Origin of the sequence: Lonsdalea britannica (assembly GCF_003515985.1) — a bacterium.
Classification (GTDB): Bacteria; Pseudomonadota; Gammaproteobacteria; order Enterobacterales; family Enterobacteriaceae; genus Lonsdalea; species Lonsdalea britannica.
Genome location: NZ_CP023009.1, coordinates 3,450,453 through 3,466,770, shown reverse-complemented (window position 1 = coordinate 3,466,770; position 16,318 = coordinate 3,450,453). Strand labels below are relative to the sequence as shown.

At 57.1% G+C, this 16,318-nt stretch carries 13 protein-coding genes; 6 read left to right on the top strand and 7 right to left on the bottom strand.

The genetic code is table 11. The annotated features are described in order from the left end of the window. Positions 1-86: 86 nt before the first annotated feature. Complete coding sequence (locus CKQ53_RS15905; RefSeq protein ID WP_085651457.1) at positions 87-1,427, top strand: aspartate aminotransferase family protein; 1,341 nt, start codon at positions 87-89, stop codon at positions 1,425-1,427. A 323-nt stretch (positions 1,428-1,750) separates the two neighbouring features. Further along, positions 1,751-4,063, top strand: coding sequence for a beta-glucosidase BglX (gene bglX, locus CKQ53_RS15900; protein WP_094118197.1), 2,313 nt, complete (start codon positions 1,751-1,753; stop codon positions 4,061-4,063). A 130-nt stretch (positions 4,064-4,193) separates the two neighbouring features. Here the strand turns inward: bglX and CKQ53_RS18815 are convergent, their stop codons facing one another. From CKQ53_RS18815 to CKQ53_RS15890, 3 genes are all read right to left on the bottom strand, one after another. Beyond that, a complete protein-coding gene (locus CKQ53_RS18815) occupies positions 4,194-4,301 on the bottom strand; it encodes a hypothetical protein (protein ID WP_244200961.1) in 108 nt (35 codons plus the stop codon). 129 nt (positions 4,302-4,430) lie between these two features. Then, positions 4,431-5,057, bottom strand: a complete 627-nt coding sequence (locus tag CKQ53_RS15895; RefSeq protein WP_094118196.1) for a LysE family translocator — start codon at positions 5,055-5,057, stop codon at positions 4,431-4,433. A 52-nt stretch (positions 5,058-5,109) separates the two neighbouring features. Next, on the bottom strand, positions 5,110-5,940 hold the full coding sequence (locus CKQ53_RS15890) for an AraC family transcriptional regulator (RefSeq protein WP_094118195.1): 831 nt from the start codon (positions 5,938-5,940) through the stop codon (positions 5,110-5,112). A 132-nt stretch (positions 5,941-6,072) separates the two neighbouring features. Between CKQ53_RS15890 and dinG the strand changes: the two genes are divergently transcribed. The 4 genes from dinG to CKQ53_RS15870 all read left to right on the top strand — a co-directional run bounded on the left by dinG (position 6,073) and on the right by CKQ53_RS15870 (position 12,872). Then, positions 6,073-8,190, top strand: a complete 2,118-nt coding sequence (dinG, locus tag CKQ53_RS15885; protein WP_118895169.1) for an ATP-dependent DNA helicase DinG — start codon at positions 6,073-6,075, stop codon at positions 8,188-8,190. A 127-nt stretch (positions 8,191-8,317) separates the two neighbouring features. Further along, entirely contained in the window at positions 8,318-9,289 is a 972-nt protein-coding gene (gene ybiB / locus CKQ53_RS15880; protein WP_118895167.1) for a DNA-binding protein YbiB, read from the top strand. Positions 9,290-9,458: 169 nt separating this feature from the next. Continuing rightward, positions 9,459-11,324: a M3 family metallopeptidase gene (locus CKQ53_RS15875; protein WP_094118193.1), complete on the top strand. Its 1,866-nt coding sequence runs from the start codon at positions 9,459-9,461 to the stop codon at positions 11,322-11,324. 276 nt (positions 11,325-11,600) lie between these two features. Then, positions 11,601-12,872: an acid phosphatase gene (locus tag CKQ53_RS15870; RefSeq protein WP_094118192.1), complete on the top strand. Its 1,272-nt coding sequence runs from the start codon at positions 11,601-11,603 to the stop codon at positions 12,870-12,872. 96 nt (positions 12,873-12,968) lie between these two features. Here CKQ53_RS15870 and glnQ read toward each other — a convergent pair whose 3' ends face one another. The 4 genes from glnQ to dps all read right to left on the bottom strand — a co-directional run bounded on the left by glnQ (position 12,969) and on the right by dps (position 15,974). Then, entirely contained in the window at positions 12,969-13,691 is a 723-nt protein-coding gene (glnQ, locus tag CKQ53_RS15865) for a glutamine ABC transporter ATP-binding protein GlnQ (protein ID WP_085651449.1), read from the bottom strand. Then, positions 13,688-14,347, bottom strand: coding sequence for a glutamine ABC transporter permease GlnP (glnP, locus tag CKQ53_RS15860; protein ID WP_094118190.1), 660 nt, complete (start codon positions 14,345-14,347; stop codon positions 13,688-13,690). The genes glnQ and glnP overlap by 4 nt, the downstream gene beginning before the upstream one ends. 26 nt (positions 14,348-14,373) lie before the next feature. After that, positions 14,374-15,117 carry a glutamine ABC transporter substrate-binding protein GlnH gene (gene glnH / locus CKQ53_RS15855; protein ID WP_085651447.1) on the bottom strand — a complete coding sequence of 248 codons (744 nt, stop codon included), beginning with the start codon at positions 15,115-15,117 and terminating at the stop codon, positions 14,374-14,376. 353 nt (positions 15,118-15,470) lie between these two features. After that, on the bottom strand, positions 15,471-15,974 hold the full coding sequence (gene dps, locus CKQ53_RS15850) for a DNA starvation/stationary phase protection protein Dps (RefSeq protein WP_085651446.1): 504 nt from the start codon (positions 15,972-15,974) through the stop codon (positions 15,471-15,473). Positions 15,975-16,318: the final 344 nt, after the last annotated feature.

Genomic DNA, 16,318 nt, shown 5'->3' with positions numbered 1-16,318 from the left:
ACAGTGGCTTCCACCGGATCGTGCTAAGCGGCTCTGCAGCAGGCGGCGTTCACCTGATCCACCGTTCATTTTTCAGGGGAGTAGTTATGGCGACACGTTCAACCATCATGGATACCAACAGCTTTCGGGCGGAACACGCCGACGCGCTGAGCCAGGATATCCGCCAACTTACCGAGAAACGCAGCAAAGTGCTCGGGGAATCCTACCGCCTGTTCTACCGTAATCCAGTGCATCTGGTCCGCGGCGAGGGCCAGTACCTGTGGGATGCCAGCGGCAAACAGTATTTGGATGTTTACAACAATGTCGCCAGTATCGGCCATTGCCATCCCGCCGTGATTGCGGCGGTGCAAGAGCAGATGAGTCAGTTGAATACCCATACTCGCTACCTGCATGAACGCATTCTGGACTACACCGAAGACTTGCTGACGACCCTGCCGCCCGACATGACCAAAGCGATGTACATGTGTACTGGCTCTGAGGCCAACGATCTGGCGATCCGCGTGGCGCGCGCCTACAGCGGCGGCACCGGGATTATCGTCAGTCAGGAGGCATATCACGGCACCAGCGACTTGACCTCCGGCGCGTCTCCCGCGCTCGGCAGCGGGCAGCCGCTGGCGGCCACTACGCGCTTGGTGCCTGCGCCGGATCGCTACCGGGTGAATGCGCCGGATCTCGGCATCTGGTTCGCCAACGAAATCCAGAAACAGATCGATGATATGGCCGCTCACGGCATCAAGTTCGCCGGTTTTCTGGCCGACTCGATCTTTTCATCGGACGGCGTCTTGCCGGACCCGGTGGGTTTCCTTCAGCCAGCCATCGACGTGGTACACGCCAACGGCGGTATTTTCATCGCGGATGAGGTTCAACCGGGATTTGCCCGCACCGGCGACACGTTCTGGGGTTTTGCGCGCCACGGCGTCGTGCCGGATATTGTGACGATGGGGAAACCGATGGGGAACGGCATTCCGGTCTCCGGGCTGTTTGCGAAGGCTGACGTGCTGGCCGCGTTTAGCGATGAGATCCCGTATTTCAACACCTTCGGCGGCAACCCGGTGTCGATGGCCGCTGCGCAGGCGGTGCTGAAAGTGATTCGAGACGAAGGGTTGCAAGCGCACAGTAAAACCGTTGGTGCGCGCCTCAAGCAAGAGCTGGCCACGCTGGCGCAGCGTCACGAGTGCGTCGGCGATGTACGCGGCGCGGGACTGTTCATCGGCTTTGAACTGGTCAGCGATCGGGAGAACAAAACGGCGGACAAACCGCTGGCGCTCGCGGTGATCGAACACCTGCGCGAAGAGCGGGTGCTGACCTCCGTCGCGGGGCCTTACGGCAACGTCCTTAAGCTGCGCCCACCGTTGGCATTCCAGACGCAAGACATCGACTGGCTGGTGGGCGCGCTGGATAAAGCGCTGACGCGGGCTCGTCGTTAATCGACCACGGTATCCTTTCTGAGTGTGTCGCCTGTCATCAGTCAGGCGACACATTTTTTTACGTTCTCTTCATGCACACTTCCCCGCCTATTACACGTTGTTTTTTCGGGTAAATTCTCCTATTTATTCGACAACCCGATAAAATTTCGTACTGAAATCAACTATGATTAAGCGCGGAAAAACCGCATTGTCCACAAGGTAGCTACGCTGGAACATCGCCTCTGATCGTTCGGGAGGAAAAGCCGATGACTCCTCTGTCCCCAACCGTATCCTGAGTTCTGGCACGCGTGACTGAAACGGGATTGATTAGGTCCGTAAACATAATGAAATGGCTGACTTCACTGACGATTGCAATGGGAATTGCTTGCCATCCCGCCGCCGCACAGACGACGGCGTTGACGACACCTCCGACCGCCTTAACCGCCTCTTCGCAACAGCGTGATGCCTACGTCAACGATCTGCTGAAGAAAATGACGCTGGAAGAGAAGATCGGACAGCTTCGCTTAATCAGTGTCGGCGCGGATAACCCGAAAGCCGCCATTAAAGAGATGATTCGTCAAGGGCAGGTCGGTGGGATTTTTAACACCGTCACGCGCCAGGATATCCGCGCGATGCAGGATCAGGTGATGCAGCTCAGCCGCCTCAAGATCCCGCTCTTTTTCGCCTACGACGTGGTACACGGCCAGCGCACGATCTTTCCGATCGCGCTAGGGCTGGCGTCAAGTTGGGATGAGGCGGCGATTGCTACCTCCGCGCGCGTTTCCGCCTATGAAGCGACCGAGGACGGCCTCAACATGACCTGGGCGCCGATGGTCGACATCACCCGTGATCCGCGCTGGGGACGGGTATCGGAAGGGTTCGGCGAAGACACCTGGCTGACGGCGGACATCGCACAGATCATGGTCAAAGCCTTTCAGGGCGATGATTTGACGTCGCGTCATTCGCTAATGACCAGCGTCAAACACTTTGCGTTGTACGGCGCGGTGGAAGGCGGACGGGATTACAACACCGTCGACATGAGCCCGCAGCGCATGTTCCAGGACTACATGCCGCCTTACAAAGCGGCGATTGATGCGGGCAGCGGCGGCGTAATGGTCTCGCTGAACAGCATTAACGGCGTACCGGCCACGGCTAACCGCTGGCTACTGAAAGAGTTATTGCGCGACCAGTGGCACTTCTCGGGGATCGCCGTCAGCGACCACGGCGCGATTAAAGAACTGATCAAACACGGCGTGGCGACCGACCCGCGCGATGCTTCGCGCATTGCATTGCAGTCCGGGATTGGTATGAGCATGAGCGATGAGTATTTCATCCGCTATCTGCCCGAGCTGGTGAAAACGGGCGCGGTCAGCCAGAGCGACATTGATGACGCCTGCCGTCAGGTGTTGAACGTCAAATACGATATGGGCTTGTTCCAGGATCCGTACCGTCATCTGGGCGCAGCAGAGTCTGACCCGCCGGACACCAACGCGGAAAGCCGTTTACATCGGACGGAAGCGCGTGACGTCGCTCGTAAAAGTCTGGTGCTGTTGAAAAACCGACTCAATACCTTACCGTTGGCTAAAAGTGGCACCATTGCCGTGATCGGACCGCTGGCGGATAGCAAACGCGACATCATGGGCAGCTGGTCGGCCGCCGGTGTCGCCGCACAGTCGATTACGGTGTATCAGGGGATGCGCAACGTCGTCGGCGACAAGGCGCGTTTGCTGTATGCCAAAGGCGCGAATGTGACCGACCATGCGGGGATCGTCCAATATCTCAACCAGTATGAAGCCGCGGTGAAAATGGACCCGCGTTCCCCGCAGGTCATGCTGGATGAAGCTGTGAAAACAGCGCAGCAGGCCGATGTCATCGTCGCCGTTGTCGGCGAAGCGCAGGGGATGGCGCACGAGGCATCCAGCCGTTCCAATATCACGCTGCCGGACAGCCAGAAAACGCTGATCGACGCGTTGAAGAAGACCGGCAAACCGCTGGTGCTGGTGCTGATGAACGGGCGGCCCCTGTCGTTGGTGCGCGAGGATCAGCAGGCGGATGCGCTGCTAGAAACCTGGTTCAGCGGCACCGAGGGCGGCAACGCCATAGCCGATGTGCTGTTCGGCGACTACAACCCGTCCGGCAAGCTGCCGATGTCGTTCCCACGTTCGGTGGGGCAGATCCCGATTTACTATAACCACCTGCCGACGGGCCGCCCTTACACCCCGGAGAATCCCGGCAAGTACACGTCGCACTATTACGACGAGGCTAACGGGCCGCTTTATCCCTTCGGCTATGGGTTGAGCTACACCACGTTTGACGTTTCCGACGTGCGTCTGTCTCGTCCGGTCATGCCGCGCAACGGCACGTTAACCGCGTCCGTCAGCGTGAAAAATACCGGCAAGCGGGCGGGGGAAACCGTCGTGCAGCTGTATCTGCACGATGTGGTGGCCTCGGTAAGCCGCCCGGTGAAAGAGCTGCGGGGATATCGCAAGGTGATGTTGCAGCCGGGTGAAACGCAGACCGTCAGCTTTACGGTGACGCCGCAGGACCTGATGTTCTACAACATGCAACTGCGGCAGGTCGCCGAGCCGGGCGATTTCGATGTGATGATTGGACTGGATTCACAGCGGGTGAAAAGCCAGCGTTTCAGGCTGCTTTAACCCTACATACGGCGGCCGGGGATGGCTGCCGTAAAAACCGTTGCCCTGAATGCCTGTCTGGATTCAGGGCAACGTCGTTATGAAGGAAAGGGCGCCGCAAAGCGTCTTACGGTTGGCCGCTGCGTGACCGTCAGGCTCCGGAAGTGAGAACGATATAGCCGACCAGCATGACCCCGCCAATTCCCCCGAGCGCGCACAGTCCAAACACGCCGATGGCGCATAGTTTGCGTAACTTCATCCGTTTATCCTTTTATATGTCCCCTGCGATTATAGATTTTCAGCCCGGGGATACAAGCTGACGGCTTGTGTGGGCATCTTTCGTCGCTGAGACAGTGGCGATAGTGGCAAGCGCGTTGAGGAGGCGTCGTCATCGGAACAGCAGATATCCGCCCAATCCAAACAGGACGATTCCCGCGCCGCGTTCCAGCCAGCCTATCGATCCCGCCAGACGGCGTTGCAGCGCGGGGCGGCCAATCAACATGGCGATAGACAGATCCCAGACCAATACCACCAGCACCATCCATGTTCCGCTGACTGCCTGTTGCAGCCGGGTTGCCTGTGGGCCGAGCAACGTCGTCATCAGGCTGAGGTAAAACAGCATGTTTTTCGGGTTCAGCAGGGCGGAGCCGAGCCCCAGCGCCAGTTGGCGCAACAGTCCGGGGCACCCAGACGACGTGTTGGCACGTGGCAAATTCACGTTGCCTTTGGAACGCATCAGATGAAAGCCAATCCAGAGCAAATAGAGCGCGCCCGCCACTTCGACGAGTTGAAACCATCCGTATGATTGCTGCAAGCCGGTCCAGCCTAGCGCCGCCAGAACAATATAGAGGGCATTGCCTAACGCAATGCCGACACAAATACCCACACTGCCGCAGAGGCGAAAGCGTATGGCATATGCCGAGATCAGAAAGAAGTCCGGACCGGGGCTTAACAACGCCACGAAGTGCGCCAGGGCCAGGGCAGGGAAATGCTCGGGAAACAGAGTGTTAATCATAGTGCGGACCGCGTTGAATCAAACCGGCGGCCAGTCTAGAACACGGTGGGGACTAATTATTGTGAAAAATTGATCGCGCCTGACGGTATTGGCCCGGGGTGGCGGCAGTGAAGTTGACAAAGGTATGGTGGAAGTGACTTTGGTCGCTGAAACCGCAGGTATAACCGGTGTCTGCCAGCGGCACGCCCTGACGAATCAGGATTTTGGCATGTTCGACGCGGGCGTTGTTGAGATACGCCATGGGCGTCATACCGGTGTCTTGCCGAAATCGGCGCAACACGGTTTCCGGGCGCAGCGCCAGCTCTTGCGCCAATAACGTCAGCGAGGGCGCGTCCTGAAGGTTTCCCCGCAATCGCCGCTGTACATAACGGGTAGCGTCGGAACACGCGGATGTATCGATAGCCGACGCCACGCGGGGATGACACAGGACGGCGAACAGGCGTTGCAGATTGTGCTCAATCCCGGCCAACTGAGAGGCGTGAAGACGGCGAATTATCTGCATAACCTGTTGAAATAGCACCGCGGATGAGTAAGTGACAATGTCACCATTGAGTTGATCGCTGTCAAAACCGGCCAGTGTAAGCTGACGCGCGCACCACGATGCATCGAGATACAGCATATGATAACTGCGGGTTTTCCCCGGCAGTGGATGACAGCTATGCGGTCGTTCCGGCGGGATCACGATCACATCCCCCGCGTTGAGCAAATAGGTGTTTTCGCCTGAGTGGCACTCTGTGCTGCCGTCCTCAAGACAGCCGATGGACAGCTGCGCATGGCTATGCATTTTATACGGCTGACGGCTCTGCCAGGTGGAACGGCACTCCAGAAACGGCAATTGGGGTGAAAACCAATAGCGCTGTCGCAGGGTTCGAATCGGGGGCATGGGCAGTCAGCAAGAAAAATGAACGGGTTCATCAACCTAATTCGTTTTCGCTTTTTTGTCGAGCCGCGTCGCGGCATTATAGGCTGACGCAGGGGGGAGGTCTGTGGGACAATACGGGCCGAATGAAATCAGATGTTGAGTAGGCATGACCCTTTCCCCGCAATTAAACAGCAGATAGGCCAGTGGTATAAGGCCTTGCAGGAACAGATCCCCGACTTCGTTTCACGACCGCCCCAGCGGCAGATGATCGCCGAGGTCGCGCGCACGCTGGCGGGCGATTATCCACGTCATTTGGCGATAGAAGCGCCGACTGGCGTCGGCAAAACGTTGTCATATCTGATCCCCGGCATCGCGGTGGGAAGAGCGGAAACCAAGACGCTGGTCGTCAGTACCGCCAACGTGGCGCTACAGGACCAGATATTCAGCAAAGACCTGCCGCTGCTGCGTAAATTTATTCCCGACCTGACCTTTACCGCCGCTTTCGGCCGAGGGCGCTACGTCTGTCCACGTAACCTGTCTGTGCTGGCGACCGACGCCGACGCGCAGGGCGATCTGTTGCTCTTTCTGGACGAGAAACAGGCGCCCTCCAGCCGGGAAGAGCAAGAGACCTGTGCGCAGTTGGAGAAAGATCTGCACACCGGGAAGTGGGACGGCCTGCGGGACCATCATCAGAAAACGCTCAGCGATGGGCTGTGGCGTCGGCTGAGTACCGACAAAGCCAACTGTCTGGGGCGCAACTGCCACTATTATCGTGATTGTCCTTTCTTTCTGGCGCGACGGGAGATTGAGGATGCGGATGTGGTGGTCACCAACCATGCGCTGGTGATGGCGGCGATGGAAAGCGACTCGGTTCTGCCGAGCGCCAAGAACCTGCTGTTGGTGCTTGATGAAGGCCATCATATTCCAGACGTCGCTCGCGACGCGCTGGAGATGTCGGGCGAGGTGACGATTGGCGCGGTGCAGCATCAGATGGATCAGTTCATCCAGCAGATGGGCGTTTGTCTGGCGCAGTTCTCCCCCAAATCGCCGCCGCGGCTGAGCCAACCGGACCGGCTGGCCGAACACTGCGCCGAAATTCGAGAGCTGATTCAGTCCTTTGAACGCATGAGCACGCTGTTTCTACCGGCTTCGTCACCTGCGGCGGATTACCGTTTCCCGATGGGGAAGTTGCCCGATGAGATGCGCGAGCTTTGCTCCCGCCTGTTCAAGCTGACCGACAGTCTGCGGGGACTGACGGAGTATATGCTCAACGATCTGGCGGAAAAAACCGGCAAGCATGACGTCGTGCGACTACATCAGACGATGCTGCGCATGAGTCGGCTGCTGGGGTACTTCGAATCTCAAAGCAAACTGTGGCGGCTCGCGGCGCTGGAACAGGCCTCGCAGGCGCCGGTTTCCAAGTGGCTGGTGCGAGAAGTCCGCGACGGTCAGCTTCATCTCTATCTGCACTGCGCGGGTATCCGCGTCTCGGATCAGCTTGACCGTCTGCTGTGGCGTAACTTGTCTCATGTGGTGATCACCTCCGCCACGCTGCGCTCGCTGAACAGTTTTTCGCGGCTTAAAGAGTTAACGGGGCTGGGCGAGGACGATGGCGATACTTTCATCGCGCTGGACTCCCCCTTCAATCATCGCGATCAGGGCAAGCTGGTGATCCCCAAGATGAGCTATGAGCCGTTGATGGCGCAGGAAGAGGATCACCTTGCCGAAATGGCGCGTTTCTTCCGCGCCGAGCTGAAACGCGATGCGCATAAAGGCATGCTGATGCTGTTCGCCAGCCAGCGCGCGATGCAGCAGTTTCTGACGCAGGTGACCGATCTGCGATTGATGCTGTTAGTGCAGGGCGACAAACCGCGTTATCGGCTGGTGGAACTCCACCGTCAGCGGGTTGAGCAAGGGCAAACCAGCGTGCTGATCGGACTGCAGTCTTTCTCAGAAGGGCTGGATTTGAAAGGCGAACTGCTCTCGCAGGTACACATCCACAAAATTGCGTTCCCGCCGATCGACAGCCCGGTGATCTTGACCGAAGGCGAATGGCTGAAAAGCCTGAAGCGGCACCCGTTCGTGGTACAGAGTCTGCCGAGCGCATCGTTCAGCCTGATCCAGCAGGTGGGTCGCCTGATTCGAAGCCATACCTGCTTCGGCGAAATCATCATCTACGATCGTCGCCTGTTGACCAAGGGCTATGGCGCCCAGCTGCTGGCCGCGCTGCCGGTCTTCCCCATCGAACAACGGGATATGCCCGCGCCCTGATTTTCCCTGTCAGCGCCGCTCGGACAGCCGCCGCGTATTCGCTCTGCGACGCGCGGCAAACGCTGCTCAACGCGATAAAACATGCTATTTTCACTGCAAACGATTCGTGTTAACGCTTGGAAACGTCATGGATTACACCAAAATTATTAAAGAGGTCGGGCGGGGAAAAAATCATGCCCGCGATTTGGATCAGGAGACGGCGCGCGCGCTCTATGAGGCGATGCTGAACGATGCCGTTCCGGAGCTTGAATTGGGCGGATTGCTGATCGCCTTTCGCATCAAAGGCGAGGCGGAAGCGGAAATGCGCGGTTTCTATCAGGCGATGGCGGCTCAGACGTTATCGCTGACGCCGCCGGTCGACCGTCCGCTGCCGGTGGTGATCCCCACCTATAACGGCGCGCGCCGACAGGCCAATTTGACTCCGCTGCTGGCGCTATTGCTGCACAAAATGGGGTTGCCGGTCGTGGTGCAGGGCGTGAGAACCGATCCGACGCGCGTGACCACGTGCTCCATCCTGCAAGAGCTGGGCGTGGCTCCGGCGGAGTCTCAAGACGAAGCGCAACGGCAGCTGGATCGCGGCGAGCTGGTGTTCCTGCCTATCGACGTACTGTGTCCGCCGATGGAGCGGCAGCTGAACATGCGCTGGCGGATGGGCGTGCGTAACAGCGCGCATACGCTGGCGAAAGTCGCCACGCCGTTTGGGCCCTCGGCCGCGCTGCGGCTGGCCAGCGTGTCGCATCCTGAATATATCGCGCGCCTCGGGACGTTTTTTGAAGATATCGACGGGCGTGCGTTGCTGATGCCGGGCACCGAGGGCGAAGTTTATGCCAATCCCCGCCGCTTTCCTGAAACCTATTTCATTCATCGCCAGCAGCAGCAACCGCTGCAGGCGCGGCAGGATATGCTTATCGAACGGTCGGCGTTGCCCGCGACCTCCGACGCCGTCGCGACGGCGCAGTGGACGACCGCTTGTTTGACCGGAGAACAGCCGGTGCCGCAGGCCATCATCATGCAGCTGGCGTGTTGCCTGGTCGGCTGCGGCGAAGCTGAGTCGCTGACGTTGGCCGTGGACGAAGTGGTTCGTCGGTTGGCGGCGTAGTCGTCGGTCGTGGATGGTTCGGGCCTACGCGCTCGTGCCGTCGCCGTGTTCTATGCTTGAAAAAAACATCTTAAAGATTGGCCGTTTAATCACTGTGATTGGATGAGGTTGGCGCGGTAGCGGAAAGTGACTGCGGCGCCTGAGTCTGCATTGACGTAAAGGAGCAGCCATGCAGCAGATAGTGAAATATTTCAACGCGCTGAATCGCGATTATCTCGCCGTCCATCAGGCGAAAGAAGATCTGTTTTGGCAGCTGTATATGGGCATTGGCGACGACGATGTGGCGGCGCGCTTCTCTGCCGCAGAAAGCGCCTATAAGCGATTCATCGCCCAGCCGCAGAAACTGGCGGAGCTGCGTGAGCAGATCTCGGCGCTGGAAGCGTTACCGGAATCAGCGCAGCAGCAGGCGTTGCTGCACGGCCTGCAAGGCTGGTATCGCTTCTTCGACTGCAACGTGATTGAAGATCCGGAAGCACAGTCGCTGATGGAGGCGCTGATTGCGGCGGAAAGCGATTTGTACGCGCATCGTCAGACCTATCAACCCACACACCTGAATGCTGACGGCGAACGCGTTCCTGCGTCGTTGGGCGAGCTGCTGACCAATCAGGCGACGAACGATAACGAAAGCTATCGCCGTAGCTCGCAGGAGGCGCTGCGCGACCTGGAGCAGTGGCTGCTGAATAACGGCTTCCCTGAACTGGTGCGGCTGCGCAACCGCTTCGCCCGACAGATGGGCTATCGCAACTACTTCGATTACAAGGTGAACAAAACCGAGCGCATGACGCCGGAGCAGCTGTTCGCCATTCTTGACCGCTTCGAAGCCGAGACGCGCGAGGCTAATCAGCGCAGTCTCGAACAGCTGGCGACGGAAAAGGGCGCGGAAGCGCTGTCGCCGTGGAATATTCGCTACGCCAGCGCGGGCGACGTGACGCGCCAGCTCGATCCCTATTTTCCCTTCGCCGCGTCACTGGAGCGCTGGGTCGATAGCTTTAAAAGATTGCACATCGGTTTTAACGGCGCGGAGCTGAACCTCGATCTGCTGGTGCGGAAAGGGAAATATGAGAACGGCTTCATGCACCAGCCCGTGCCGCCGTTTGTGAATCAGGGTCAGTGGGTCCCGGCGCGTATCAACTTCACCAGTCTGGCAAAACCGGATCAGGTTGGCAGCGGAGCGCACGGCATCAATACGCTGTTCCACGAAGGCGGGCACGCCGCGCACTTCGCCAATATTCGTCAAAATGCGCCTTGTTTCGCACAGGAGTATCCGCCGACGTCCATGGCCTACGCGGAAACCCAATCCATGTTCTGCGACAGCCTGCTACAGGACGCCGACTGGCTGAAACGTTATGCCCGCAGCCGCAACGGCGAGACGATCCCCGACGCGCTGATTCAGGAAGATATCCGCACGCGTCAGCCGATGCGCGCCTTCAACGAGCGTCACATTCTGCTGGTGCCGTACTTCGAATGGCAGCTTTATCAGTGGGATGATGCGCAGCTGACGCCGGAGGCCATCACCCGGCTGGCGCGCGAAACCGAACAGCGCATCATTGGCATTGAAGGCAGTCCGCGTCCGACGATGGCGATCCCGCATCTGCTGTCGATGGAATCTGCCTGCTCGTATCAGGGCTATTTGCTGGCGCTGATGGCCGTCGAGCAGACGCGAGCCTTTTTCCTGAATCGCGATGGCTACCTGACGGATAACCCCGCGATCGGACCGGATCTGGCCCGCCACTACTGGCAGCCGGGTAACAGCGTCAGCCACGATGAGACATTGCGCAGCCTGACGGGCGAGGGCTTCAACCCCGATTATCTGGCTCAGGCCTGCACCATGACGGTGGAACAGGCGTGGCAGGAAGCGCAGGCAATGATGACATCGGCGGCGGCGCGCCCGCAGCCCGCGGCTGATTTTGACCTGCAGGCGCATATCCGCGTCGTGGACGGTGAACGGGTACTGGCGGATAATCGTCAGGGCGATGCGGCGATGTGTCAGGCGTTTGCCGCTGAGATCGAGCACGAGTACCCGGTCACGAAATAACCCCCAGCCCACTTCATCCTCACGCAATCCTGTACGGCAGCAATAGCTGCCGTAACAACCCGTCTCCCGTTCGGTGAGGCGGTCCTTTCCCGATGTTCTTAGAGCATTTACCCCATGTTGTAGGGCGTCGTTTCGTATGATGCCTGAATGTCAGCGCTGTCACGGAACGGTCACAATGACGATCTAGGCTGTCTGGCATGTGAATTTTCTGCGTTGTGTTTTGCCCGTGTAGGGAATGAACCGACCGTCCTTCTCTCTGAAATTCAAGGAAATATCATGCGTTACTCTTCTCTCTTCGTTGCCGTCGCCTGCGCCTTGACCATTCCTCACGCTCCCGCCGCCTTGCCCGAACCTACGCTGCACGTGGCGATGACGGAGGTGCAATCCACCACGGAGGCCAACGCCAGCCCGGAATACGTCGCTCTGGAAAAGAGCGCACAGCAACATTTACAGGACATGCTGCGCGGCCACGCGCAGACGCTGACCCGAGCGCAGTTGGATAGCGCACAGCAGGCATCGCCTCAGGCTGATACGGCATGGCTGAAAGCGGCAGGCTACGACTTCCAGAAGGAAGCGCGTGAACAAGACAGCATCACATTGCTGTCGGCGTTTAACTCGCTGACGCCGACATTGCTGCGTCAAAACCGCGCCACGGTGGAGCGTATCAATCAGGATGCGTCGGACGCACTGCGTCAGAAGGCACTGGTCGATGCGGAGAACATTCGCTATTTCTACGCGTTGGCGGAAGCGCTGGGACCCCGTTTGGGTAATGCCTTCATCGACGTTTATCAGCGTGGTGAGATGGGCAAAGCTGCTGCTTTGATCAAAGCCAGCGCCGTGAGCACGTCGCCCGCGAAGCAGTTCTATCACTATCCGCGTCCGTTTAAACAGCCGGGGAACGCGATTCATTTGGTCCCGGATACGGCGGTCGTCAATGATTCCGTGCCTTATACCGCGTCAGGCGACGCGTTCCCAAGCGGTCACACCAACAGCGGCTACAACGATGCGCTTCTGCTGGCGGAAATGTTGCCTGAACGGTTCGTTCCGCTGATTGACCGCGCGGCGACTTACGGTTACTCACGTGTCGTGCTGGGCGTGCATTACCCGCTGGATGTGATGGGCGGACGAATGACGGCGGAGCATCAGATCGCCACGCTGATGAACGATCCTGAATTCAAGAAGCTGTTCACCGAAGCCAAAACCCAGATGCGTACCGCGCTGGAGCAGGCCTGTGGCATGAGTTTGGCGCAGTGCGCCCGGCCGCAGGGTAAAGACGATCCCTACACTCATCCCGTTATGCGTCAGTTCTATCGCTTTACGATGAGCTATGGTCTGCCCGCGACGAAAGTGGCCGCACGGCCGGTCAGCGTGCCAAAAGGCGCAGAAGTGTTGCTGGAGGGTCCCTTGCCGGAGTTAAGCGCGGAGCAGCGTCGTGCGCTGATGGTGAAAACGGCGGAAGCTAATGGCTATCCGCTGTCGGGAAGCCGCGAGGGCAACTTCTGGCAGCGCCTGAACCTGCACGATGCCGTGCTGGCCAGCAAACAGTAATGACTCACGGACTTGTCGCATCGGCTATGTAGGAAATGAGTGAGGTAAGACAAACAGAACGTATCCTTGCGGATACGTTCTGTTTTTTTGGGCAGATTACGCCACGTGCTGTAGGAACTCGCGCAGACGTTCGCTAGGCGGATGGCTGATCAACGCATCCGGTTCTCCGTCTTCCGCAATACGGCCTTTATCGATGAAGATGAGGCGCGACGCGACTTTCTGAGCAAAGCCGACTTCGTGAGTGACGATGACCATTGTCATCCCTTCTTCCGCCAGATCTTTCATCACGGTCAGGACCTCGTGACGCAGCTCCGGGTCGAGCGCCGAGGTGGGCTCATCAAACAGCATCATCTTCGGTTTCACCGCCAGCGCGCGGGCAATCGCTACGCGCTGCTGCTGTCCACCGGAAAGCTCGGAAGGGTAGTGGTGCGCCCGTTCGGACAGCCCCACTTTTTTCAGCAGCGCCATCGCCTGCTTCTCCGCCTCTTCCTTTTTGATACCGCGAACGCGAATTGGGCCGAAAGCCACGTTTTCCAGCGCCGTCATCTGCGGGAACAGATAGAACTGCTGAAAGACCATACCGGCTTCCTGACGGATCAGACGTTCGTCCACGTTGGGATCGTTCACCTTTAACCCGTCGACCACCAGTTCTCCGCTGGTAATCTCTTCGAGTTTGTTGATGCAGCGCAGCAGGGTGGATTTCCCTGAGCCGGACGGGCCAATAATCACCACGACTTCGCCCTGATTGATTTTCAGGTCGATATCATGGAGAACCTGTGTTTGCCCATAGTGTTTAGAAACGTTTTTAAATTCAATCATATAATTTTAAGTCTTCTTTCCAGACGGCGCAGAAGGAAGCTCAGCACCAGCGTGATAACCAGATAAATCACGGCGACCGCGCTCCAGATTTCCAGTGCGCGGAAGTTCCCGGCGATGATCTCCATCCCCTGACGGGTGAGTTCAGCGACGCCGATGACGATAAACAGCGACGTATCTTTGATGCTGATAATCCATTGGTTGCCCAACGGCGGCAGCATCCGACGCAGCGCCAGCGGCGCAACGACATAACGCAATGTGTCACGGCGAGACAGGCCCAGCGCCATACCGGCTTCCGAGAAGCCCTTATTAATAGACAAAACCGAACCACGCGTGATCTCGGCGATATACGCCCCCGAGTTGATCATGATGGTGACGACGGCGGCGGCAAATGGGTCGATGCGAACCGAGGTCAAGATCATCGGCAACGCGAAGTAGATGAACATGACCTGTACGACAATCGGTGTGCCGCGAATGATTTCGATAAACACCAGCGCGATACGGCTAGATATCCAGTTGCCGTAGACGCGAACGAACCCCGCGAATACGCCGATAATGACGCCTCCCAGCAGGCCCAGAACCGAAATCAACAGGGTCATTTTGGCCCCTTCCAGAAGAAGGGGCAGGGAAGGCCAAATGGCACTCCAATCAAACTGCATGAACTTTCTCCACAAACGAACGGCGATTATTTCGGTTCAGTACCGAACCATTTTAGATAGATAGCTGCATAGGTGCCGTTTTCACGCAGGGTTTTCAGCGCACCGTTCACACGTTCGCGCAAATCGCTGTTTTTCGGGAAAGCGATGCCGTACTGCTGGGCTTTGATGGAGTCGCCGACGGCTTTGAACTGGCCGTGGCCGGCGGTTTTGATGAAATATAGAATATTAGGCGTGTCGTGCAGTACCGCGTCGGCACGATTCGTGGCCAGCTCCATGTAGGCGTTGTCGATGTTCGGGAACTGACGCAGGCTTTTGGTTTTGATATTGGCTTTCGCATAGTCCACGGAACCGGTGCCGCCTTTGACCGCGACAATTTTGTCGGTCAGGTCTTGCTCGCCTTTGATCTGCTGATTATCGGCTTTAACCATGACCAGCAAACCGCTGTTGTAATAGCCGTCGGAGAAATCAATCGCCTGTTTGCGTGCGTCGGTAATGGTGATACCGGCTAACGCCAGGTCGATGTTGCGGGTCTGCAACGCAGGAATGATGCCGCTGAAATCCATCGGCTTCAGGGTGTAGTTGAGATTCAACTGTTTGGCGATGGCGTCCCACAGATCGATATCGAAGCCAACGTACTTATCGCCTTGCTTGAATTCAAAAGGAACAAACGCGGTATCGGTTGCTACGATCAGCGGTTTATCCGCTGCATGACTGCTAAAGCTACAGGCGAGCACAAGTGCGGCAACGGAAGCTTTAAGAAATGATTTCATGAGTTGTTTCCTATAAATACAGCTTTATTTCACTGTTTTTGAGGAGTGAGGCTGTTGCCGCGAGCGGTAATCACACAGCGCCGACAGCCGGTTTTGGAGCGGTACAGCCTGTGTTGTTGAACATAGGCTTTTTATGTGCACACTGCACCGATATCATTAACTTAATTGACTTGGAGTGACAACTATTGATTAGCGTGAGGGGCTAAATATTGGGGGTTTGAGGTTTTTTTTTGTACATCCTGGCGGGAAAAGCTTCAGGAAAAGAAATGTCAGCAGGGGAAGGCGTGGTGAACGCCAAAAACAGGCAGACCGCCCATAGGGGCGGTCTGATGCAGCATCAACAATGCCAAAAATTATTCGATATTGGATTCGATGAACCACAGGAATTTGTCCAGGTCACGAGAAGCGGCGGTCAGAATGTCTGCCGTATCTTCATCTTCAGTCTGAACAATACCTTTACGGGTTTCGTTAGCCACGATACCGTAACGTTCTGCCAGAGCTTTCAGGTGATCCTGCACGTTGTGAATATCGGTCGGGTAGCTTTTCAGCGAAGTATTCGCGTTGATAGCCTGTGTGGTGCCCAGCGCTACGCCGCCCAGCTGTACGACACGTTCTGCGATGGTGTCCAGATGGTCGACAACGGTTGTGCGGAACGTATCCAGCATTTCATGAACACCGATGAAGTTAGCGCCACGCATGTTCCAGTGAGCCTGTTTGGTGATCAGAGACAGGTCGGTGAAGTCGACAACCAGCTGGTTCAGCAGCTTGATGGTGGAAACTTTAATTTCGTCATCCTGATCGTTAAGCGTGTAACGTAGTTCTGAAGAGGTGGGTTTTACCAGTTTAGCTGTACGCATAAGTGTTGCCCTCTTAATTTCATTAATCATTAGTATTGATGTTCAACGGGGATAATTATAGCAGCTCCGCTGGCTCCGTTTGTAAAAATTTGCCTATTGAACAGATAGACACTAACGTTAAAGTTTAATGACATCAAAATGTTATCGAAAATCACACGCATTCTCGTCGTCCGTATTTATCTAAAGCCCCTGTTTTTTATCAGCTATTTTATTTGCGATTTATCCTCCTCGCGTTGAAATAAAACCGTAAAGAAGATCGTAGGTTTTTCATCCCTTCATTCACGACGACAGCCAGTCGAGCGACTCTTTTCTGAAGTGTGTTTTTTGACGATTGCAGCTGACAT